This window comes from Acidovorax sp. 1608163 (assembly GCF_003669015.1).
Lineage (GTDB): Bacteria > Pseudomonadota > Gammaproteobacteria > Burkholderiales > Burkholderiaceae_C > Acidovorax.
This window is the reverse complement of the sequence record NZ_CP033069.1, coordinates 1,028,451-1,048,146: the sequence shown is the minus strand read 5'-3', so window position 1 is coordinate 1,048,146 and position 19,696 is coordinate 1,028,451. Positions and strand designations below refer to the sequence as shown.

The following is a 19,696-nucleotide window of genomic DNA, read 5'->3' as shown; positions in this document are numbered from 1 at the left end:
GGCGCCTTATTCGATGACGAACAGCGGCTGTCCGTATTCCACGGCTTGGCCGTTCTCACCCAGGATGCGGGTCACGGTGCCCGACTTGTCGGCTTCGATTTCGTTGAGGATCTTCATCGCTTCAATGATGCAGATGGTCTCGCCTTCCTTGACCTGGCTGCCCACTTCCACAAACGCCTTGGCGCCTGGGCTGGACGAGCGGTAGAAGGTGCCCACCATGGGCGACTTGACCACATGGCCTGTGGGCGCCGCAGCCGCAGGGCTGGGCAACTCAGCCACAGGGGCGGCCACCGGGGCAGCAGCCGCCACGGGGGCTTGCATGGGGGCGGCTACATATTGCTGAACCACGGCGCCGCCGCTCTTGACGATACGGACTTTGCCTTCGGCCTCGGTGATTTCGAGTTCGGAAACGTTTGACTCGGAAACGAGGTCGATCAAGGTTTTGAGTTTTCGCAGATCCATGGAAGCTCCAACGGCTATAAAACTAAATAGGGCGCGAATTTACTCTAATTTCGTACTACCTCAGCGATTGGGAGGTAATTTTCACCAACATCAAAGCCAAAAAGGCGGGTGAAACAGCGCCAAAGGCCAAGCAGGCGCCCTGCGAAAGCGCTACAGCGCCTATCGCAAACTGGCCCACTGCTGCAAATCCTGGGCCGTGACCTGCCCCATTTTACGATGCAGCACACGCCCCCCTGCCCCAAAACCACGGTGAACGGCAGGCCACCGGTGAGGTTGCCCAGCGAGCGCCCCAGCTCCGTGCCCCCCATGCCCGCCAGCCCCACGGGGAAATCCAGCGGCAAGCGGCCCAGGAACTTGCGCACAGCCGAGGGCTGGTCGATGGCCAAGCCCACCACCTGCCAGCCCTTGGGGGCGTTTTCGCGGTAGAAGGCGTTGAGCATGGGCAGCTCGTCCACACAGGGTGGGCACCAGGTGGCCCAGAAGTTGAGCAACACCGGCTGGCCCTGCAAAGCCTTCATCACCAAGGGCGCGCCACCCGCGGGGGTGTCGAACTCCATGCCCCACAGCGCAGCTTCAGCCCCCTCTTGCTGCGCATGGGGCTGCAAGCGCCACCACGCCAGCCCGGCGCCGCCCAGCGCCGCAGCCCCGGCCACGGCGCCATAGAGCCAGCGCCTGCGCGCGGCCTGGGCCGTGTTGTCAACGGATGGGGCGGTAGATGAGGTATCAGGCGGCACGCTCATGGGGCGGTCTCTTCCAGCAGGCGGCGCACGGCCGTCACATCGCCACGGGGGGTGCGCCCCTTGGCGTCTGGCTTCAGAGCCCCCCGCAAATCGTCCAGGTCATAAATCATCAGGTGCACACCAATCATTTCATTGAGTTCTGCGCATTTGCTGCCCAGGCTGAGCGCTTCGACCGATTCGCCATGGAATCCGGTCACCGTGCGCGGCTCGTAGTCCACATGGTGGTCGATCAGCGCAATCTCGGCCGACTTGGAATCATCGCAAAACAACTGGATGTAAATGTCCGACAGGCGCGTGGCCGTGCCATGCCACACCGCCCCGGCCAGGTGCGGGCGAAACTCGGCCATGCGCACCATCCACACCAGGGCCAGTTGGCGCAGGGCGCGCAGCTCGCGGGGCTGGGTGTCGGCACAAAAAATATCCAGGTATTCGCGCACAGCGGCCTCCACCTGGTCGTTGTCGGGCAGCGGGGTGCGGGCGGGCAAGCCCATCTCACGCACCGCGCGGCGCTTGGCGGGGCCCCATTCCAGCCCCTCTTCCACGACGATGCGGGCCGTGGTGGCGGCGATTTCGGCACTCAATGGGGTGGGATTAGGCATAGGAAAACCCTGAGGGATTCAGCAGCCGCCATTGTGGCGCGAATGGGCGACGCAGCGGGCAGCACCGCCCGCACGGGTTCGAGGGTTTCTCAGCCAATGCCTGTTAACGGTCTTGTCGAGCAAAATTACTATCAAAACAATAGCTTCCAGCGCTTTATCCACCTGCCGCATCTCGGTTTTTTATTGTGAATGCGCGCGCATCTGCGGCTTGCACCGGCCCCACAGCAACAGCGCATGCCCTCGGAGGGCGCCACAGCGCGCTGCGGCGGAGAAATTCACTATAAAAATGGCCGATAACGCTTTATTTATAAGCGCTAGCAGCTATCATTTTTTACAAAACCGCCACCTCCCAGGGGGCAGCAGGCACGCGCCCCCCCTCAATCCAGGCTAGCGCCCGACTCCTTGACCACCTTGCCCCACTTTGCACTTTCGGCCTGGATGAAAGCAGCGAACTGTTCAGGGGTCTCGCTGTAGGTTTCTGCGCCCTGCTCGTTGATCTTCTTCGCCACGTCGGCCTGATTCAGCACCTTCACGAGCGCCTTGTTGAGCTGGGCCAGCACCGGCGCGGGTGTACCGGCGGGCGCAAACATGCCAAACCACGAGGTGGCTTCGTAGCCTGGCACGCCCGCTTCGGCGATGGTGGGCACGTTGGGCAGCTCGGGCGAGCGCTTGGCCGTGGTCACGGCGATGGGCACCAGCTTGCCGCTGCGCACATGCTGGATGGCCGAGGGCATGTTGTCGAACATGATGGCGATCTGGTTGCCCAGCAAATCCGTCACTGCTGGGGCGCTGCCCTTGTAGGGCACGTGCACCATGTCCACCTTGGCGAGGCTCTTGAACAGCTCGCCCGACAGGTGGATGGAGCTGCCATTGCCCGACGAGCCAAAGTTCACCTTGCCGGGGTTGGCCTTGGCGTAGGCGATCAGGTCCTTCACCGTCTTGAACGGCTGGTTGGGGTTGGCCACCAGCAGGTTGGGCACATTGGCCACGCGGGTCAGCGGTGCAAAGTCCTTGATCGGATCGAACGGCATCTTCTTGTACAGGCTGGCGTTGATGGCGTGCGTACCCACTGTGCCCATGAACAGCGTGTAGCCATCGGCCGGTGCCTTGGCCGCCATGGCGCCGCCGATGTTGCCACCCGCACCTGCGCGGTTGTCCACGATGACGGACTGGCCCAGCTCAGCAGTCAGCGCCTGGCCGATGATGCGCGCCAGGATGTCGGTGGTGCCGCCCGCAGCAAAGGGCACGACGATGGTGACGGGCTTGGTGGGATAGCTCTGGGCCAGCGTGGCCGAACTGCCCAGCAGGCCTGCACCAGCCAGGGCTGCGGCAGCCACGGCAGAAAGGGCCTGGCGGCGGGTGGTTGGAATGCGGTTCATGGTTTGTCTCCTTCAAAAGGTGGATGGAATCGGTGCCATGGCTGCGGCAATTGACCGCGCCATGGCCTCAACCAGGGCTCTGCGGCCCCGGGCGAGAAGGTGTTGCGCCCCTTTGGGGGCGGGGAAATCAGGACAGGGTGTGAGCTGCTCTAAACCGGGGCCACCCCCAGCGTGGTGCCGCCACACACATACAAAACCTGGCCCGTCACGAAGCCGTTGTCGGGCGACAGGAAGAACAACGCCGCGCGGGCGACGTCATCAGGCGTGCCCATGCGGCCCACGGCAATGCTGTTCAGGATGCGCTGCGTTTGCGGCGCGCCCTCAGGGTTGCTCTGGCGGAACAGCTCGGTCGCAATCGGCCCGGGGCCAATCGCATTGACGGTGATGCCGTCACGCCCCAGCTCCATGGCCAGCGTGCGGGTCATGCCGATCATTCCGGCCTTGGTGGCCGAATACACGATGCGGTCGGCCTTGCCCAGGGCAGCACGTGACGACATGTTGACGATGCGGCCCTGGCCGCTGGCACGCAGCGTGGGCAAAAACGCCTGCACCAGCAGCATGGGTGCGCGCAGGTGCAGGCCCACCACATCGTCCAGCTGCGCGGTGGTGGCGGTGTCGATGGTGCCGGGGCGCGTGGCGCCGGCGTTGTTCACCAGCGCGGTCACGTTGTGCTTTTCAGCGATCTCGGCGGCGCGTTCGCGGGTCGGTGCCTCGTCGGTCAGGTCGCCCTGGTAGGACGTGAGCAGCGGGTGGCTCCAGGTGGGCAGCACGTAGTCCAGGTTGACCACGGCGCGGCCCTGGGCCAGCAAGGCTTCGGCAATCGCGCGACCAATGCCATTGCTGGCACCGGTGACGACGGTGACGGGTGTGCGTTGTTCGGTCATGCTCACACGCGCTCCAGGATGATGGCAATGCCCTGCCCCACGCCGATGCACATGGTGCACAGCGCGTACTGGCCAGCGTGCTCGTGCAGGCGGTTGACGGCGGTGGTGACCAAACGTGCGCCGCTGGCACCCAGCGGGTGGCCCAGCGCAATGGCGCCGCCCCAGGCGTTCACGCGGGCGTCGTCATCCTTGATGCCCAGCGCGCGCAGCACGGCCAGGCCTTGCGCGGCAAAGGCTTCGTTCAGTTCGATCACATCCAGGTGGTCGATGGTCAGACCCGTCTGCGCCAGCACCTTGAGCGTGGCGGGCGTGGGGCCAAAGCCCATGATGCGCGGCGCCACACCGGCCACGGCCATGCCCACCACGCGGGCGCGGGGCTTGAGGCCGTACTTGGCAGCATGGGCCTCATCGGCCAACAGCAACGCGCAAGCGCCGTCGTTCACGCCCGACGCATTGCCCGCAGTCACCGTGCCATCGGGCCGCACCACGCCCTTGAGCTTGGCCAGCGCTTCCAGGCTGGTCTCGCGGGGGTGTTCGTCCTGGCTCACGATGATGGCGTCGCCCTTCTTTTGGGGGATGTGCACCGGCACGATCTCGCGCGCCAGGTGGCCGGCCTTGATGGCTGCCACGGCATTGAGCTGGCTGGCCAGGGCCATGCGGTCCTGCGCCTCGCGCTCGATGCCGAAGTCGGTGGCCACGTTCTCGGCGGTTTCGGGCATGGAGTCGACGCCGTACTTTTCCTTCATCAGCTTGTTGATGAAGCGCCAGCCAATCGTCGTGTCGTACACCGCGTTGTTGCGGCTGAAGGCGCTTTCGGCTTTGGGCATGACAAAGGGCGCGCGGCTCATGCTCTCCACGCCGCCCGCGATCATCAGGCCCGCCTCGCCCGACTTGATGGCGCGCGCTGCGGTGCCCACGGCATCGAGCCCCGAGCCGCACAGGCGGTTGATGGTGGCGCCGGCCACGTCAATCGGCAGGCCCGCCAGCAGGCTGCTCATGTGGGCCACGTTGCGGTTGTCTTCACCGGCCTGGTTGGCGCAGCCGTAGAGCACGTCGGTCACTGCCGCCCAGTCCACGTCGGGGTTGCGGTCCATCAGCGCCTTGATGGGGATGGCACCCAGGTCGTCGGTGCGCAAGCTGCTGAGCGCACCGCCGTAGCGGCCAAAGGGCGTGCGGATGGCATCGCAGATAAAGGCTTGTCGTTGGCTCATGGGTTTGTCTCCTGGAATCTAAAAACGGAATCAGGCTGCAGGGCGGATGGGCAGGCCCACCAGTTGCTCCAGCTCGGCCAGTGACAGGCCGGGCACGGTGTCGATGAGTTGCAGGCCCGTGGGCGTGCAGGCCAGTGTGCACAGATCGGTGTAGATGCGCTTCACGCAGGCGACACCGGTGAGGGGGTAGGTGCACTGCGTCACCACCTTGCTGGCGCCCTGCTTGGTGAGCAAATCCATCATCACCCAGGTCTGCTTGGCGCCAATGGCCAGGTCCATCGCCCCGCCCACGGCGGGGATGGCGCCGGGCTCGCCCGTGCTCCAGTTGGCCAGGTCGCCTGTGGCGCTGACTTGAAACGCGCCCAGCACGCAGATATCGAGGTGGCCGCCGCGCATCATCCCGAAGCTGTCGGCATGGTGAAAGTACGCCCCACCAGGCAGCAGCGTCACGGGCTGCTTGCCTGCGTTGATGAGGTCATAGTCCTCCAGCCCCGCAGCCGGCGCCGGGCCCATGCCCAGGATGCCGTTCTCGCTTTGCAGGATGACCTCGCGGCCTGCCGGGATGTGGTTGGCCACCAGGGTCGGCTGGCCGATGCCCAGGTTGACGTAGGCGCCGTCGTGGATGTCCTGCGCCACGCGGCGGGCGAGTTCGTCTTTACTCCGTTTTTGATAGCTGCTCACGCTTTCTCCTTGTGCGCCAGAGGCTCTTTTTATATGCAATCAGGCGGTTTTCTTGAAGCCACCTGCCTGCGTGGCCGTGCGCGCAATCTTCACAACGTGGCTCACGTAGATACCCGGCGTGACGATGGCTTCGGGGTCCAGTGCACCCAGTTCGACCACTTCGTGCACGGTGGCGATGGTGGTCTTGGCCGCCGTGGCCATCACCGGCCCAAAGTTGCGGGCCGACATGCGATAGGTCAGGTTGCCCCAGCGGTCGCCCTGCTCGGCCTTGATCAGGGCGACATCGCCGTGGATGGGGTACTCCAGCACGTAGTGCTTGCCGTTGATCTCGCGCGTTTCCTTGCCAGCGGCCAGCTCGGTGCCATAAGCCGTGGGGCAGAAAAAGGCGCCGATGCCCGCCCCCGCAGCGCGCAGGCGCTCGGCCAGATTGCCCTGGGGCACGAGTTCGAGTTCGAGCTTGCCGCTGCGGTACAGCTCGTCGAACACATAGCTGTCCACCTGGCGCGGAAAGCTGCAGATGATCTTGCGCACCCGGCCGGTCTTGAGCAGCGCCGCCAGGCCCTGGTCGGCGTTGCCCGCGTTGTTGTTCACCACCGTCAGGTCGCGCGCGCCGTGTTCCATCAGGGCGTCAATCAGCTCGCCGGGAATTCCGGCCGTGCCAAAACCGCCAATCAGCACCGTGGCACCATCGCGCACCCCGGCCAGCGCCTGTGCGGCCGAGTCGGCTATCTTGTTGATCATGAATCCTTGTCTCCTGCAAAACGGATGGATGGGACCACCACCCCGGCGCCCCAACCTTGGCTTGAACCGACAGCACGCCCATCAGCACATCGATTCAAAACACCGATCCCAATTGTTCGCATATAGAACATTTGTTCGTATAATGAATTATAGAGACTGAGCCCACCATGCCTACCCCTGAAAACCCCGAGACCACCTCGGGCTCGCCTGCGGCCAAGCCGCCCAGCGCCCCCAAGCCGGGCGACAGCTATGTGCAATCGTTCGCGCGGGGGCTGGAGGTCATCCGCTCGTTCAGCGCAAGCGCACCCCAGCAAACCTTGAGCGAGGTGGCCGCCCAGACAGGCCTGACCCGCGCCGGGGCACGCCGCATCCTGCTTACGCTGCATACGCTGGGCTATGTGGAGACCGACGGCAAGCTGTTTCGCCTGTCGCCGCGCATCCTGGACCTGGGCTTTGCCTACCTGTCGTCCCTGCCGATGTGGAACCTGGCCGAGCCGGTAATGGAAGACCTGGTGGAGCAGGTGCGCGAGTCGTCCTCTGCCGCCGTGCTCGATGGGCTGGACATCGTCTACGTGCTGCGCGTGCCCACCCACAAAATCATGCGCACCAACCTGGGCGTGGGCTCGCGCCTGCCCGCGCCCTGGACATCGATGGGCCGCGTGCTGCTGGCCGGGCTGAGCGACGACGCCCTGCAAGCCCGCCTGTCCACTCTGGAGCTGCAACCCTTCACCGCCCACACCGCCGCCGACCTGCCCACGCTGTTGGGCCGCATCCTCCAGGCCCGCGCCCAGGGCTGGTGCCTGGTGAACCAGGAGCTGGAAGAAGGCCTGATCTCGATCGCCGCGCCCCTCACCAACCGCGCCGGACAAACCGTGGCCGCCCTCAACATCAGCGGCCAGGCCAACCGCACCAGCGCCGAGCTGATGCAGCAAACCCTGCTGCCGCCACTGCTGCGTGCCGCGCAGACCATCTCTCGCATGATGGGGGCGGCACGGCGCTGACGCGCTGACGCGCTGACGCACTGCCCACCAAGCCCCGCTGAGCACAAGGCAAGAAGGGGCGTGCTACGCTCGCGCCCCATGTTCAGCCCCTCCCAAGCCGATGTGCGCCGCTTCCTGTGCGGCGTGCACGCCAAAGCCCAAAGCGGCGCGCCCATGGAAGCCATCGAAACGCTGGCCAGCCTGTGGATTGCCGAGCACCCCGAGTACCACGCAGACCTGTCGGATGTGGACGCGGCCATCGCGCGCAACTACGACGAGACACCGCAGCAAACCAACCCGTTTCTGCACCTGTCCATGCACCTGTCGATCAGCGAGCAGTGCAGCATTGACCAGCCGCGCGGCATTCGCCAGGCGGTGGAACTGCTGGCCAAGCGGCTCGACTCGCTGCACGACGCGCACCACGCCGCTATGGAGTGCCTGGGCGAGATGCTGTGGGAGAGCCAGCGCTCGGGCCGCCCGCCCGATGGCAATGCCTACATCGCTGCCGTGCAGCGGCGCGCCACCCGCGACTGAGGACCTGGGTTCTGGGCGGTACTGGCAACGCAGCCAAGCCGCCTATCAAACGCTATTATTTTGATAGCTTCTAGCGCCTATTCAATCAGCGCCAGAAGCTATTTTCATTTCGAAGGCAACCTGCAGCCGGGCCCGGCGGCACACTCTGCGCGCAGGCTGCCCGCTACACTTTGGCCACTTTGATTTCACACCCTGTTGTGCTGTACGCCATGCCTTCTTCACGCACCCACACCTTGCTCGCTGCCGCCGTGCTCCTGGGCGCCGGATGGCCCACGGCCTGGGCCAACACCTTGTACAAGTGCACGGACCCGCGCGGCCAGGTGGTCTACTCTGACAAGGACTGCCGCAGCAGCGAGCCCCCGGCAGCCGCCCCCACCAAAAGCACGGCGGGTTTCAACAATGCCGCCGTGAAGGGCAAGCTCAGCGAGGCCGCCATCAGCGGCATCCTGCGCCATGCCGTGGACCTGGGCGTGCGTGGCGACTACAAGGCGCAATGCGCGCTGGCTGCGCCAGACATCACCTTCTCCATCACCGACAACTCCACCCAGCCCGCCACCACGATCTCTGGCAAACGCAGAGAACTGTGCGATGCCCAGCAGCGCACCTCGGCGCAAACGCTGGAGTTCAACAGCCTGCGGCCCAGCGTGCAGCAAACCGGCGTCCAGATCAAGGTGAGTGCCGACGGCACCCAAGCCACCGCCAAGCACACGCACACCACCACCTTCAAGCAGCACGGGCAGGTGGTGCTGGTGCAAACCTGCCAGCAAGAAGACGCCTTCGGTATCTACGACGGCAAGATCCTCTACAACAGCGTTAAATCGGTGTGCAAGCAAACGTCTTGAGAAGACGTTGAAAGAGGCAACTCCCGATGGCCGATCAGGCCACCTCCAGACCTTGAACACCAAAAGCAAGAAAGCCCGCAATTGCGGGCTTTCTTGCATGGGACTGAACGGATCAGCGGATCAGCGAAAGCGTGACTGAGGCACCACCTGCAAATCACCTTCGACACTGCCCAGGTAGTTGGCCAAGGCCTTGAGCTCGGCGTTGGAGAACTGCTTGGCAACACCGCCCATGATGGCGTTGCTGCGGCCTACGTTGGCGTTGCGCGCATCGGCCTTGTACGACTTCAGGGCCACGAACAGGTAGTCGGCGTGCTGGCCTGCCACCTTGGGGTAAGACGGGTCGATGGGCTTGGCGAAGTTGTCGCCGTGGCATGAGACGCAAGCGCCTTTCTTCAGCAGCTCGGCCACTTGCACGCTGGGTTCGCGGGCGGGCTTGGCGGGCAGCTCGGTGGCCTTCTTGCCGTGTTGTTCGTAGTAGGCCGCCACGTCCGCAATGTCTTGCTCAGACAGCGAATCGGCAATGCCGCGCATGGTGGGGTGCTTGCGGTCGCCCTTCTTGTAGGCGTCCAGGGCAGAGGCAATGTACTTGCCGCTTTGGCCCGAGATCATGGGCACTTTGTGCACTTCAGGAAAGCTGGCCTGGTAGCCCGGAATGCCGTGGCAGCCAATGCACATGGCGATTTTTTTCTCGCCTGCCTTGATGTCACCCTTGACTTCCTGTGCATGAGAAACAGCGGTCACGGAAGCGACAGCCAAGGCAAATATCGTGGTCAGCGTTTTGTTCATTTTGCGCGCACAATCTCGTGGAAGTTCGGTTCTGGGCCCCGCTCAGCGTTTGATTATACCGAGCACCTGTCAAGCCCATTCATCAACGTTTCGGTGATTTCCCTTATGAAATTTCACGGTTCCCAGAATTACGTTGCCACCCAGGATTTGATGTTGGCAGTGAATGCCGCCATCACCCTGCAACGCCCTTTGCTCATCAAGGGCGAGCCCGGCACAGGCAAGACCATGCTGGCCGAAGAAGTGGCACAGGCCCTGGGCATGCCACTGTTGCAATGGCACATCAAATCGACCACCAAAGCGCAACAGGGCCTGTATGAATACGACGCTGTGAGCCGCCTGCGCGACAGCCAGCTCAATGACGGCGACAGCGCCGAGCGCGTGAAGAACATCCGCAACTACATCATCCAGGGCGTGCTGTGGCAGGCCTTCACAGCCGATGAGCCCGTAGCCCTTTTGATCGACGAGATCGACAAGGCCGACATTGAATTTCCGAACGACCTGCTGCGCGAAATCGACCGCATGGAGTTCTACTGCTATGAGACGCGCGAACTCATCAAGGCCAAGCACCGGCCGCTGGTGTTCATCACCTCGAACAACGAAAAAGAGCTGCCCGACGCCTTCTTGCGCCGCTGCTTCTTTCACTTCATCAAGTTCCCCGAAGCCGACACGATGCGCCAGATCGTGAACGTGCATTTCCCCACGCTCAAGAGCGAGCTGCTCACAGTGGCGATGAAAACGTTCTACGACGTGCGCAACCTGCCGGGCCTGAAGAAGAAGCCATCGACCAGCGAGCTGATCGACTGGCTCAAGCTGCTGGTGGCCGAGGACATCCCGCTCGAAGCCCTGCAAAGCGCCGACAACAAGGTGGCCGTGCCCCCGCTGGTGGGCGCGCTGCTCAAGAACGAACAGGACGTGAGCCTGTTTGAAAAGCTGGTGTTCATGAACCAGCGCAACCGCTGAGGCCGGGCATGAGCGAGTCCAAGCGCCTGCTGACCGAGGGCCTGTCTGACGCCGTGGGGTTTGTGGGCGGGGCCCTGCTGGGCTTTGGTGCAGGCCTGGTGTTGGGCCTGGACATCTTTGCACCGGGCTACGGCACCCGCAGCCTGATCGGCATTGCGCTGGTGGGGCTGGGCGGCGGGCTGGGGCTGCACGGCGCCCGGGGCTGGCGGGCTGCGCAGGCCAAGCCGCGCGATTGAGCCTTGCCGCATTGCTATCAACTTAAGAGCAGCCACCGCTCTCCTAATCAGCGCTAGAGGCCAAAACCATGCTGATCGACTTCTTCTACACCCTGCGCGCAGCCAAGTTACCCGTGTCCGTGAAGGAATACCTCACACTGCTCGAAGCCCTGCAGGCGGGCGTGGTGGGCCCCAAGTCCGATGACGCATGGGCGCTGGACGACTTCTACAACCTCTCGCGCCTCACGCTGGTCAAGGACGAGAAGCACTACGACAAGTTCGACCGGGCCTTCGGCGCCTACTTCAAGGGCGTGGAGATGGTGGCCGACTTCACCAAGGAGATTCCGGCCGACTGGCTGCGCAAGATCCTGGAGAACGAGCTGACGCCCGAGCAAAAAGCCGCCATCGAGAAGATGGGCTGGGACGAGCTGATGGAGACGCTGAAGAAGCGCCTCGAGGAACAGAAGGAACGCCACGAGGGCGGCAGCAAGTGGATAGGCACGGGCGGCACCAGCCCGTTTGGCCACGGCGGCTACAACCCGCAGGGCGTGCGCATTGGCGGCGCGGGCAAGAACAAGAGCGCCGTGAAGGTGTGGGAGCAGCGCGCCTACAAGGACTACGACGACCAGCAGGAGCTGGGCACTCGCAACATCAAGGTGGCACTGCGCCGCCTGCGCAAGTTTGCGCGCGAGGGGCATGAGCTCGAACTCGATCTGCCCGACACCATCCGCAGCACCGCAGCCAATGCGGGCTACCTGGACATCAAGATGGTGCCCGAGCGGCACAACAACGTGAAGGTGCTGCTGCTGATGGACGTGGGCGGCACGATGGACGAGCACATCCAGCGCGTGGAAGAACTGTTCAGCGCCGTCAAGAGCGAGTTCAAGCACCTGGAGTTTTATTACTTCCACAACTGCGTGTACGACTTCATGTGGAAGAACAACCGCCGCCGCTTTGCCGAGAAGTTCCCGACCTGGGACATCATCCGCAAGTACAACAAGGACTACAAGCTGATCTTTGTGGGCGACGCGACCATGAGCCCGTATGAAATCCTGCAGCCCGGCGGCAGCGTGGAATACAACAACGAGGAGCCCGGTGCCGAGTGGCTGCAGCGCCTCACCCACGCGTTTCCCAAGTTTGCATGGATCAACCCTGAGCCGCAGGGCGTATGGCAGTACCGCCAGAGCATCAGCATCATCCAGCAGCTCATCGGCAACCGCATGTTTCCGCTGTCGCTCAAGGGGCTGGAAGAGACCATGCGGCTGCTGTCCAAGTAGCCGCATAGCCCCGCCATGCGGCGCAACGCCGCTGGTGCCCACAGTCCCTGTCCTACAGAACTGCCGGGGTTTTCAGGGCATAGTGCCAGGCAGTTGCCTCCATACTCAGGCACTACTGCAACACGATTGCGGCATTGCACCCCTGACATGATTTTTTTCACGCCCGTTTCTGCTGCCAGCGCGCGCACCGTGCGCAAGGCACTGCCCCATTCAACGCCGGCCCCATGGTCGGCGTTGCTGCTTTGCGGCACGCTGGCGCTGCAAGGCTGCAGCCTGTGGCCACGCCAAGCCCCCACAGACGACGAGACCCACGCCACCACCGACGCAGCCACGGCGGCAGCGCAAGCAACGTTCAGCCTGGACATCAAAGCCCCTGACACGGTGCGCGAAACGCTGGAGCGCCACCTGGAACTGCAACGCTTTCGCCAGTTGCCCGACCTGCAGGCCGAAGAGCTGCGCCGCCTGCTGCACGCCGCCGACGCCAATGTGCGCGAGCTGCTGGGCACCCTGGGTTACTTTGCCCCGGATATCACCATCAGCCTGCGCGAAGCCCCCGCCGATGCGGCCGCTCCCACACCGCCCTATGCCGTCACCATCACCGTGGAGCCTGGACCCCAAACGCGCATTGCCAGTGCTGACATCCGCTTCACCGAAGGTGCAGAGGCGGAGCCCGATGCCCGGGTGCGCCAGCTGGAGCGCGTGCAACGCAACTGGGCCCTGCCCGAGGGCAGCGCCTTCACGCAATCGGGCTGGTCCAGTGCCAAAAGCGCGGGCCTGCGCCAGCTGCAGGCGCGCCGCTACCCCAGCGCCAGCATCACCAACAGCCGCGCCGAGGTGGATGCGGACACGCAGCAGGCAGCCCTGTCCGTCACATACGACCCAGGCCCGGCCTACCGCTTCGGGCCGCTGAAAGTGCAGGGCAACGAACGCTATGACCCCGACGGCGCGCGCCGCCTGGCGCGGCTGCCCACCGGCACCGTGTATGACGAGGCCGAAATGCTGGACGCCCAGCAGCGCTTGGCCAGCAGCGGCTACTACGACGCGGTGTTCCTGACGCTGGACACCGACAGCCCCACCCCGCAGGCCGCCCCGGTGATCGCCCAGGTGCGCGAGGCCAAGCTGCAAAAGCTGGTGTTTGGTGTGGGCGTGTCCACCGACAGCGGGCCGCGCCTGTCCATCGACCACACCCACAACCAATGGCCCACTGAGGGCTGGCGTGCCATCAACAAGCTCTCGCTCGACAAGAAGGCCCAGCAAATCGGCACCGGCTGGACCGCTCTGCCCGGCGAAAACGGCTGGCGCTGGTTCACCTCGGGCCTGGCCCAGCGCCAGCAAACGGGCGACTACGACGTCAACAGCGTGGAAGTGCTGGGCGGGCGCAGCCAAAGCACCAAGAACATCGACCGCACCTACTACCTACGCTACGACACTTCGCGCGCCCAGGGCCTCAATGCTCCGGCGGACAGCGCTGCCCTGAGCGTGAACTACGGCTGGACGGGCCGCTACTTCAACAGCAACACGGCCCCCACGCGCGGCTACGGCATTGCGGTGGAGCTGGGCGCAGGCGTCACGCTGCGGCCTGAGCGCAACCCCTTCACCCGCACGCTGGTGCGCTGGCAATCGTTCTTTCCCGCAGGGCGGGTCGAGGCGGGCGACGGCGTGGCCCGCAGCGCCCGCATTGCCGTGCGCACCGAAGTGGGCGCCGTGCTGGCACGCGACAGCGCCGAGATCCCCATCGCCCAGCTCTTCCTGACCGGGGGCGACACCACCGTGCGAGGCTACGGCTACCGTGCCATCGGTGCACGCACCGACAACAACCTGCTGTACGGCGGTCGCTACATGGGCGTGGCCAGCGTGGAGTGGCAACGCCCCATCGTCTATGGCGGCAACATGACCGACTGGGAAAGCACCCTGTTTGTGGACGCCGGTGCCGTGGCCGACCGCGTGGGCGACTTGGACCCGCGTGTGGGCGTAGGCACAGGCGTGCGCTGGCGCAGCCCCGTGGGGCCGCTGCAGGCCGACCTGGCCTGGGGCGTTCAATCGAGAAAGCTGCGGCTGCACTTGCGACTGGGATTCACCTTCTGATGCAGACACCACAAGACACGTCCTCGCCCACACCGCACACCCCACCAACGCCAGCCGCAGGCCCAGCCCCAACGGACCATCCGGCCCGCAAGGTGCTGCGCTGGCTGCTGTGGGCGCTGGCAGCCCTGTGCATCACCCTGGCCTGCGTGGCCGGGGCCGCCTGGTGGTGGGCCGGGCAGTCCACATCACTGGCCACCGCCCTGACGCAAGTGGCCCAGTGGCTGCCCGCAGGCCAAAGCCTGCAAAGCCGCGACGTCACAGGCTCGCTGCGCAGCGGCGGCCGCGTGGGTTGGCTGCGCTGGAGCAGCCCCACCCTGGCGGTGGAAGTGAGCGATGCCCAACTGGGCTGGCAACTGCCGCCCCTGCTGCAGCGCCAGTTGCAGCTGAGCACCGTGAGCGCGGCGCAGGTGCACATCACGCCCCTGCCACACCCGGCCAACGAGCCACCGCCCGCCACCGCCCCCCTGGAGCAACTGCTGCTTCCCCTGGCGATGGAGGTGCCGTTTGAGATCGCACAACTGCAATGGGGCCAGGCCGAACAAGGCACGGAGGAACAAGCAAGTACCGCAACCGCCGCCGACAAGCCCAGTGCCTCCCCACTGCAGGTGCACGGGCTGGCAGGCCAGTACCGTTTTGACGGACAGGCGCACCACCTGCGCATCGACCACCTGGCGCTGGCGCAGGGCCAGTACACCGCGCAGGCCACCCTGCAAGGCGCAGCGCCCATGGCACTGCAAGCCACGGTGGATGGCACCCTCACCACCGCCCTGCCCGGCCGCACCGAAGCATTCGCAGCCACCGCCCACGCCAGCCTGCAAGGCACGCTGGCCACAACAGCCGCCCAATTGCAGTTGCAGGCGAATGTGCAGCCTGGCACCTCACTGGCAGGCACCAAGGCCCAAGCAGCCGCCATGCGCGCCAGCGTGCAAGCCACGGTGCAACCCTGGGCGGCCCAGCCCGTGCAGCAAGCCCAGGCCACCCTGCAAGCCGTGAACCTGGCCGCCCTGTGGCCCCAGGCCCCCACCACCGATCTGCAGGGCACCCTGAGCCTGGGCACCACGGCGGGCAATGCCCCGCAACCCGCCACCTGGCAACTGGCGGCCGATGTGACCAACCGCCAGCCCGGCCCGTGGGATGCACAGCGCCTGCCCCTGGCCCAACTGCAAGCTCAGGCCACCTACAACGGCACGCAGTGGGCAGTGCCCAACGCCACCGCCACCGTGGGCGCTGGCCCCAACGCGGGCAGCCTCCGTGTGCAAGGCCGCTTCACGCCCGCCAGCGGCGTGCTGGAGGGAGAAGCCCGTCTGAGCAACCTGTCGCCCGCGGCGCTGCACACCGCACTCGCAGCGGCACCGCTGTCAGGCAGCCTGCAGGCCAGCGTGCCATCGCAGGCCACGCAGACCGTGCGCTTTGTGGCCGATGTGCGCGCCGCCCGCCCAGGCACCACAGCAGGCAATGCTGCAGCGCTGCGCATCGATGCGTTCTCGGCCCAAGGCCAGTGGAATCCCCTGGACAACGGGGGCACTGCGCGCATCGAGAAGCTGAACCTGCAAGCCCTGCAACTGCAGGCCCAAGCCACCGACCTACGCGTCAGCCGGGGTCCAGCCGCAGAGGCGGCTGCGCAGACGACCACACCCAAACCCGTCCCCACGCTGGCAGCGCAAGGGCTGTTGAACGTGACCGTGCCTGGGACCGAACTGCGCCTGCAAGGGCAAATGGCCCCGGGCACAGGCCAGGGCAACGGCCTGCTGCGCGTGAACGATGCGGAGCAAACCCTGCGCTGGCTGGGCCGCCTGCCCTGGGTGGGCGCAGCCCTGCAAAGCGCGCTGGGTGCGGCATCGGCCAAAGGCCAGGCGCAGCTGCAATGGCAGTGGAATGGCGGCTGGCACACGCTGCAGCAACAACTGCAAGCCGCCGCGCAGGGCACTGCCTGGCCCGCAGGCCAGCCTGCCTTTAGCGTGCAAGCCACGCTGAGCACCCCCCAGCTGGAGACGGTGCTGCCAGCGGGCGCGTCCAGCAACGTCGCCACATCCATCCAATGGCGGGCGGTGAAGGCTGAGCTGCAGGGGCAAATGACCCAAGCCAACCTGACAGTGGAAGGCGAGGCGCGCACCGGCACACAGCGCTGGTCGCTGCAAACCCGCCTGAGCGGCGGCCTCAGCGCCCCGGCAGCAGGCACTGGGGCGGGCGCTGCAGCAGGCTCCAGCACATGGCAAGCCCAGTGGAGCCAACTGCGCGCCCAGTGGCAAGACACGCGCCAGAGCGGCACCTGGACGGCCCAGCTCACCGAGCCGTGGAGCGTGTCGTTGCACAGCGGTGCCCCAGCGGCCAAACTGCTTGCCAAAGAACAGCCCCGCAAAGCCGCTGCCCACAAACCTCTGGGCTGGGCCGTGCAAGCCACCGCAGGCCAAGCCCAGATCACAGGCCCCCTGCCCGGCACTGTGCAACTGCGCTGGCAGCCCCTGCGCCTGACCACGGTGGCAGGCACCCTGCCCCGCGTGCAAACCCAGGGCACGCTACAGGGCCTGCCACTGGCCTGGGTGGATGCGCTGGGCACCGAGCAGGCCACCTCCCCGGCAACCGGCACCACACCCTCGCCCACAGCCCCCACCCTGGCCCCGCAACCTTTGCTGGCCCGACTGGGCCTGGCCACGGACATCTTGCTGGAGGGCCAATGGAACGTAGACACCACCGACACCCCACGCGCGAGCGCCAGCCTGCGGCGCACGCAGGGCGATGTGCGCATTCTGGGCGGCGATGCATCCACCGGCGTGGTCAGCCACAGCAGCGGCCAGGGACTGGGGGCTGGCAGCGTGCAAGCGGCCACCGCCGCAGCCGCCGTCAGCACGGCGGGCGTACGCCAGGCAGAGCTGTCGGTGCAACTGCAGGCCGACACCCTCAGCGCCCGCCTGCAATGGGCCAGTGCTCGCGCGGGCGAGATCGATGCCAGTGCCAACACCCGCATCCAATGGGATCAGGGTGAGCCCCCCTGGCCCGCCGACGCACCGCTGGCGGGCACCCTGCGCGCACGGCTGCCCGACGTGGGCGTGTGGTCGGCCCTGGCCCCCCCGGCTGGCGCGTGCGCGGCACGCTGGACGCCAACGCCACCCTGTCCGGCACCCGCAATGCCCCCCGCTGGGCAGGCACGCTGGCCGCAGATGACCTGGCTGTGCGCTCCCTGCTGGACGGAGTAGACCTGCAAGGCGGCCGCCTGCGCGCCAACCTGCGCGGCAACCAGGTGGAATTGACCGAGTTCCAGCTGCAAGGCGGGCGCGGCAGCAAAGCCCGCATCACGGGCCAAAGCGGCAACCGCACAGCAGCCCCTGACGAGCGAGGCACGCTCTCGGCCACCGGCCGCCTGGCCTGGACCGATGCCGACCCGGCCACCAACGCAGCGCCCCGCATCAGCCTGAACCTGCAAGCCCAGGCCAAAGCGCTGCAGGTGCTCGTGCGTGCCGATCGGCAAGTCAGCGTCTCGGGCAACCTGCAAGCCACGCTGGAGCAAGGCCAGTTCAGCCTGATCGGCCAGCTCACCACCGACCGCGCCACCATCTTGCTGCCCGACGAATCCGCCCCCACGCTGGGCTCTGACGTGGTGGTGCGCTCTGCCGCGCGCGACAAGCAGGCCCAGGCCAGCGCACAAGCCGCCGCCAAGGCCCAGCAAAAGGCCGAGCAACCCATACTAGAGCCTACCGGGCGCATCACCACCGCCAAGCCCCCGGTGATGGCCGTGACGCTGAACCTGGGCCGCGACTTTGCCCTGCAAGGTCACGGCATCACCACCCGGCTGACTGGCGAGGTGGAACTGCGCAGCAGCCCCACCCCCGGCGCGCCCCCGCGCGTGACGGGCGAGGTGCGCACCGAAGAGGGCCGCTACCGCGCCTGGGGCCAGGTTCTGGACGTGGAGACCGGCCTCATCCGCTTCAACGGCCCGTACAACAACCCCTCGCTCGACATCCTGGCGCTGCGCCCCAACATCAGCGTGCGCGCAGGCGTGCAGGTCACTGGCTCGGCCCTGGCGCCCCGGGTGCGCCTGTACTCAGACCCCGAACTGCCCGACGCCGAAAAGCTCGCCTGGGTGGTGCTGGGCCGCGACGCCACTGCAGGCGGTGCCGAAGCCGCTGTGCTGCAGCAAGCCGCGCTGACCCTGCTGGGCAACCGGGGCCAGTCGGTCACCGCCAACCTGGCCAGCCGCGTGGGCCTGGACGAGATCGGCTTCAAAAGCGCCGCAGCCGGCGAAGACGCCAGCGCCGCCGCCCTCACCTTCGGCAAACGCCTGTCCAAAGACCTGTACGTGACCTACGAACGCACCCTGTCGGGCACCATGGGCGCGCTGTACATCTTCTACGACCTCTCGCGCCGCCTCACCCTGCGCGGGCAAGCGGGCAGCAACAGTGCGGTGGATCTGATCTACACGATGAAGTACGACTGAGTATCTCAACCCGCCCAAAACCCACGGCCGCAGCCCCTACAATCGCGCCCAGTCTCCTCGTAGTTCAATGGATAGAACGAGTGCCTCCTAAGCGCTAGATACAGGTTCGATTCCTGTCGAGGGGACCAGAAAGCCGTTGATTTAAAAGGCTTTTTCAAAAAAACGGGACAAAGCCGGGACAAAACCCTACCCGTGCCCTGCCGGCATAACCCACCAGCTCAACGGTGCATAGCCACCAAAAGCGGGATGCACGCTGCCACTGAGGAGAAACCCGCCATGTGCGGTGCGTTCAATCCTCGGATGCGCCATTACAGCAATCAATTCATCCAAGCCCTGTCGCTGAGGACCAGTCGGCGCAAACAGTCGCGCGTATAGGTCTGGAGTAGATCGCACGCCCCGGTTGCTGATCGTCAGCCACCCAAACACCCGGCCGGCCCGGACATCGGCCGGCGACAGTTTGACGCCATTGAGGTGGAGTGGATAGACAGTGCAAAACACTGTATAAATATACAGCATCACAAGAAAAAGCGCACGGCCATGGAAAGCGACAAAACCCGACAAATCCCGTCATGTGGAAGGCTCACAAAACGGGCCGCGAGGCCGCGCCAGGCCTAGAGCGGCCGGGGGTCGGCAGGGTCGGCAAAACCGGCCTATCAAGAGGGCGGGCGCGGCGGGGTCTCGACTGCGCGCCGCCGGGCTGAATGGGGGTGGGTGCGGGTCTGGCCGGGGATGGGGGCGCCCTCCCCCTCTGGTCCCCCCCGCATGGGGCCAGCGAGGGGCACAACGGGGCGCGGGCATGGCCTGGGGTGGGTCAAGCGGTACGCGTGCTGTAGGGGCCAAAAAAAAGCCACCTCGCGGGTGGCTTTTGGAGATACGAAAAACGGCGCG

The 19,696-nt window shown here is 65.7% G+C and carries 18 protein-coding genes, 1 tRNA gene and 1 pseudogene; 11 read left to right on the top strand and 9 right to left on the bottom strand.

The window, feature by feature from the left end:
- Positions 1-6: 6 nt before the first annotated feature.
- The 3 genes and pseudogenes from accB to EAG14_RS04720 form a co-directional block, all read right to left on the bottom strand.
- A complete protein-coding gene (gene accB, locus EAG14_RS04730; protein ID WP_099656421.1) occupies positions 7-462 on the bottom strand; it encodes an acetyl-CoA carboxylase biotin carboxyl carrier protein in 456 nt (151 codons plus the stop codon).
- A 159-nt stretch (positions 463-621) separates the two neighbouring features.
- Positions 622-1,202: pseudogene (locus EAG14_RS04725) on the bottom strand (TlpA family protein disulfide reductase).
- The gene (locus tag EAG14_RS04720; RefSeq protein ID WP_099656423.1) at positions 1,199-1,801 is read right to left on the bottom strand and encodes a hypothetical protein; all 603 of its coding nucleotides are present in this window, start codon (positions 1,799-1,801) and stop codon (positions 1,199-1,201) included. The pseudogene EAG14_RS04725 and the gene EAG14_RS04720 overlap by 4 nt, the downstream one beginning before the upstream one ends.
- Before the next feature lie 42 nt (positions 1,802-1,843).
- Here EAG14_RS04720 and EAG14_RS22660 point away from each other — a divergent pair, with 42 nt between their 5' ends.
- Positions 1,844-1,990, top strand: coding sequence for a hypothetical protein (locus EAG14_RS22660; RefSeq protein WP_162995915.1), 147 nt, complete (start codon positions 1,844-1,846; stop codon positions 1,988-1,990).
- A gap of 188 nt (positions 1,991-2,178) precedes the next feature.
- Here EAG14_RS22660 and EAG14_RS04715 read toward each other — a convergent pair whose 3' ends face one another.
- From EAG14_RS04715 to EAG14_RS04695, 5 genes are all read right to left on the bottom strand, one after another.
- Complete coding sequence (locus tag EAG14_RS04715; protein WP_099741876.1) at positions 2,179-3,180, bottom strand: tripartite tricarboxylate transporter substrate binding protein; 1,002 nt, start codon at positions 3,178-3,180, stop codon at positions 2,179-2,181.
- 149 nt (positions 3,181-3,329) lie between these two features.
- Positions 3,330-4,064, bottom strand: coding sequence for an SDR family NAD(P)-dependent oxidoreductase (locus tag EAG14_RS04710; protein WP_162995914.1), 735 nt, complete (start codon positions 4,062-4,064; stop codon positions 3,330-3,332).
- Between the two features lie 2 nt (positions 4,065-4,066).
- On the bottom strand, positions 4,067-5,275 hold the full coding sequence (pcaF, locus tag EAG14_RS04705; RefSeq protein WP_121728218.1) for a 3-oxoadipyl-CoA thiolase: 1,209 nt from the start codon (positions 5,273-5,275) through the stop codon (positions 4,067-4,069).
- A 30-nt stretch (positions 5,276-5,305) separates the two neighbouring features.
- Complete coding sequence (locus EAG14_RS04700) at positions 5,306-5,956, bottom strand: 3-oxoacid CoA-transferase subunit B (protein WP_121728217.1); 651 nt, start codon at positions 5,954-5,956, stop codon at positions 5,306-5,308.
- Between the two features lie 39 nt (positions 5,957-5,995).
- Complete coding sequence (locus tag EAG14_RS04695) at positions 5,996-6,697, bottom strand: 3-oxoacid CoA-transferase subunit A (protein WP_099656427.1); 702 nt, start codon at positions 6,695-6,697, stop codon at positions 5,996-5,998.
- 167 nt (positions 6,698-6,864) lie between these two features.
- Here EAG14_RS04695 and EAG14_RS04690 point away from each other — a divergent pair, with 167 nt between their 5' ends.
- From EAG14_RS04690 to EAG14_RS04680, 3 genes are all read left to right on the top strand, one after another.
- Positions 6,865-7,698, top strand: a complete 834-nt coding sequence (locus EAG14_RS04690) for an IclR family transcriptional regulator C-terminal domain-containing protein (protein ID WP_121728216.1) — start codon at positions 6,865-6,867, stop codon at positions 7,696-7,698.
- A gap of 78 nt (positions 7,699-7,776) precedes the next feature.
- Positions 7,777-8,211, top strand: a complete 435-nt coding sequence (locus tag EAG14_RS04685) for a DUF1841 family protein (protein ID WP_099656429.1) — start codon at positions 7,777-7,779, stop codon at positions 8,209-8,211.
- 209 nt (positions 8,212-8,420) lie between these two features.
- Entirely contained in the window at positions 8,421-9,053 is a 633-nt protein-coding gene (locus tag EAG14_RS04680) for a hypothetical protein (protein WP_162995913.1), read from the top strand.
- Positions 9,054-9,173: 120 nt separating this feature from the next.
- On the opposite strand, the gene EAG14_RS04675 is transcribed toward EAG14_RS04680, so the two are convergent.
- The gene (locus tag EAG14_RS04675) at positions 9,174-9,839 is read right to left on the bottom strand and encodes a cytochrome c (protein ID WP_121728214.1); all 666 of its coding nucleotides are present in this window, start codon (positions 9,837-9,839) and stop codon (positions 9,174-9,176) included.
- Positions 9,840-9,944: 105 nt separating this feature from the next.
- Here EAG14_RS04675 and EAG14_RS04670 point away from each other — a divergent pair, with 105 nt between their 5' ends.
- The 7 genes from EAG14_RS04670 to EAG14_RS04645 all read left to right on the top strand — a co-directional run bounded on the left by EAG14_RS04670 (position 9,945) and on the right by EAG14_RS04645 (position 18,936).
- A complete protein-coding gene (locus EAG14_RS04670; RefSeq protein WP_099656433.1) occupies positions 9,945-10,799 on the top strand; it encodes a MoxR family ATPase in 855 nt (284 codons plus the stop codon).
- Positions 10,800-10,807: 8 nt separating this feature from the next.
- The gene (locus EAG14_RS04665; RefSeq protein ID WP_121728213.1) at positions 10,808-11,035 is read left to right on the top strand and encodes a hypothetical protein; all 228 of its coding nucleotides are present in this window, start codon (positions 10,808-10,810) and stop codon (positions 11,033-11,035) included.
- A gap of 68 nt (positions 11,036-11,103) precedes the next feature.
- Entirely contained in the window at positions 11,104-12,291 is a 1,188-nt protein-coding gene (locus tag EAG14_RS04660; RefSeq protein WP_099656435.1) for a VWA domain-containing protein, read from the top strand.
- Between the two features lie 147 nt (positions 12,292-12,438).
- On the top strand, positions 12,439-14,376 hold the full coding sequence (locus tag EAG14_RS04655; protein ID WP_121728212.1) for an autotransporter assembly complex family protein: 1,938 nt from the start codon (positions 12,439-12,441) through the stop codon (positions 14,374-14,376).
- Positions 14,376-17,570 (top strand): hypothetical protein, encoded by a 3,195-nt coding sequence (locus EAG14_RS04650; protein ID WP_240456940.1) that lies wholly within the window; start codon positions 14,376-14,378, stop codon positions 17,568-17,570. The genes EAG14_RS04655 and EAG14_RS04650 overlap by 1 nt, the downstream gene beginning before the upstream one ends.
- The gene (locus EAG14_RS23205; RefSeq protein WP_240456939.1) at positions 17,456-18,808 is read left to right on the top strand and encodes a translocation/assembly module TamB domain-containing protein; all 1,353 of its coding nucleotides are present in this window, start codon (positions 17,456-17,458) and stop codon (positions 18,806-18,808) included. Before EAG14_RS04650 ends, EAG14_RS23205 begins: the two co-directional genes overlap by 115 nt.
- Before the next feature lie 53 nt (positions 18,809-18,861).
- A tRNA-Arg gene (locus EAG14_RS04645) sits at positions 18,862-18,936 on the top strand.
- Positions 18,937-19,696: the final 760 nt, after the last annotated feature.

Bases quoted from the DNA above. Each gene is read 5' to 3' on its own strand.
- accB (WP_099656421.1), bottom strand. From the start codon at position 462: ATGGATCTGCGAAAACTCAAAACCTTGATCGACCTCGTTTCCGAGTCA.
- EAG14_RS04710 (WP_162995914.1), bottom strand. From the start codon at position 4,064: ATGACCGAACAACGCACACCCGTCACCGTCGTCACCGGTGCCAGCAAT.
- EAG14_RS04655 (WP_121728212.1), top strand. From the start codon at position 12,439: ATGATTTTTTTCACGCCCGTTTCTGCTGCCAGCGCGCGCACCGTGCGC.
- pcaF (WP_121728218.1), bottom strand. From the start codon at position 5,275: ATGAGCCAACGACAAGCCTTTATCTGCGATGCCATCCGCACGCCCTTT.
- EAG14_RS04695 (WP_099656427.1), bottom strand. From the start codon at position 6,697: ATGATCAACAAGATAGCCGACTCGGCCGCACAGGCGCTGGCCGGGGTG.
- EAG14_RS04690 (WP_121728216.1), top strand. From the start codon at position 6,865: ATGCCTACCCCTGAAAACCCCGAGACCACCTCGGGCTCGCCTGCGGCC.
- EAG14_RS04660 (WP_099656435.1), top strand. From the start codon at position 11,104: ATGCTGATCGACTTCTTCTACACCCTGCGCGCAGCCAAGTTACCCGTG.
- EAG14_RS04665 (WP_121728213.1), top strand. From the start codon at position 10,808: ATGAGCGAGTCCAAGCGCCTGCTGACCGAGGGCCTGTCTGACGCCGTG.
- EAG14_RS04715 (WP_099741876.1), bottom strand. From the start codon at position 3,180: ATGAACCGCATTCCAACCACCCGCCGCCAGGCCCTTTCTGCCGTGGCT.
- EAG14_RS04670 (WP_099656433.1), top strand. From the start codon at position 9,945: ATGAAATTTCACGGTTCCCAGAATTACGTTGCCACCCAGGATTTGATG.
- EAG14_RS22660 (WP_162995915.1), top strand. From the start codon at position 1,844: ATGGGCGACGCAGCGGGCAGCACCGCCCGCACGGGTTCGAGGGTTTCT.
- EAG14_RS04685 (WP_099656429.1), top strand. From the start codon at position 7,777: ATGTTCAGCCCCTCCCAAGCCGATGTGCGCCGCTTCCTGTGCGGCGTG.
- EAG14_RS04650 (WP_240456940.1), top strand. From the start codon at position 14,376: ATGCAGACACCACAAGACACGTCCTCGCCCACACCGCACACCCCACCA.
- EAG14_RS04675 (WP_121728214.1), bottom strand. From the start codon at position 9,839: ATGAACAAAACGCTGACCACGATATTTGCCTTGGCTGTCGCTTCCGTG.
- EAG14_RS04680 (WP_162995913.1), top strand. From the start codon at position 8,421: ATGCCTTCTTCACGCACCCACACCTTGCTCGCTGCCGCCGTGCTCCTG.
- EAG14_RS04720 (WP_099656423.1), bottom strand. From the start codon at position 1,801: ATGCCTAATCCCACCCCATTGAGTGCCGAAATCGCCGCCACCACGGCC.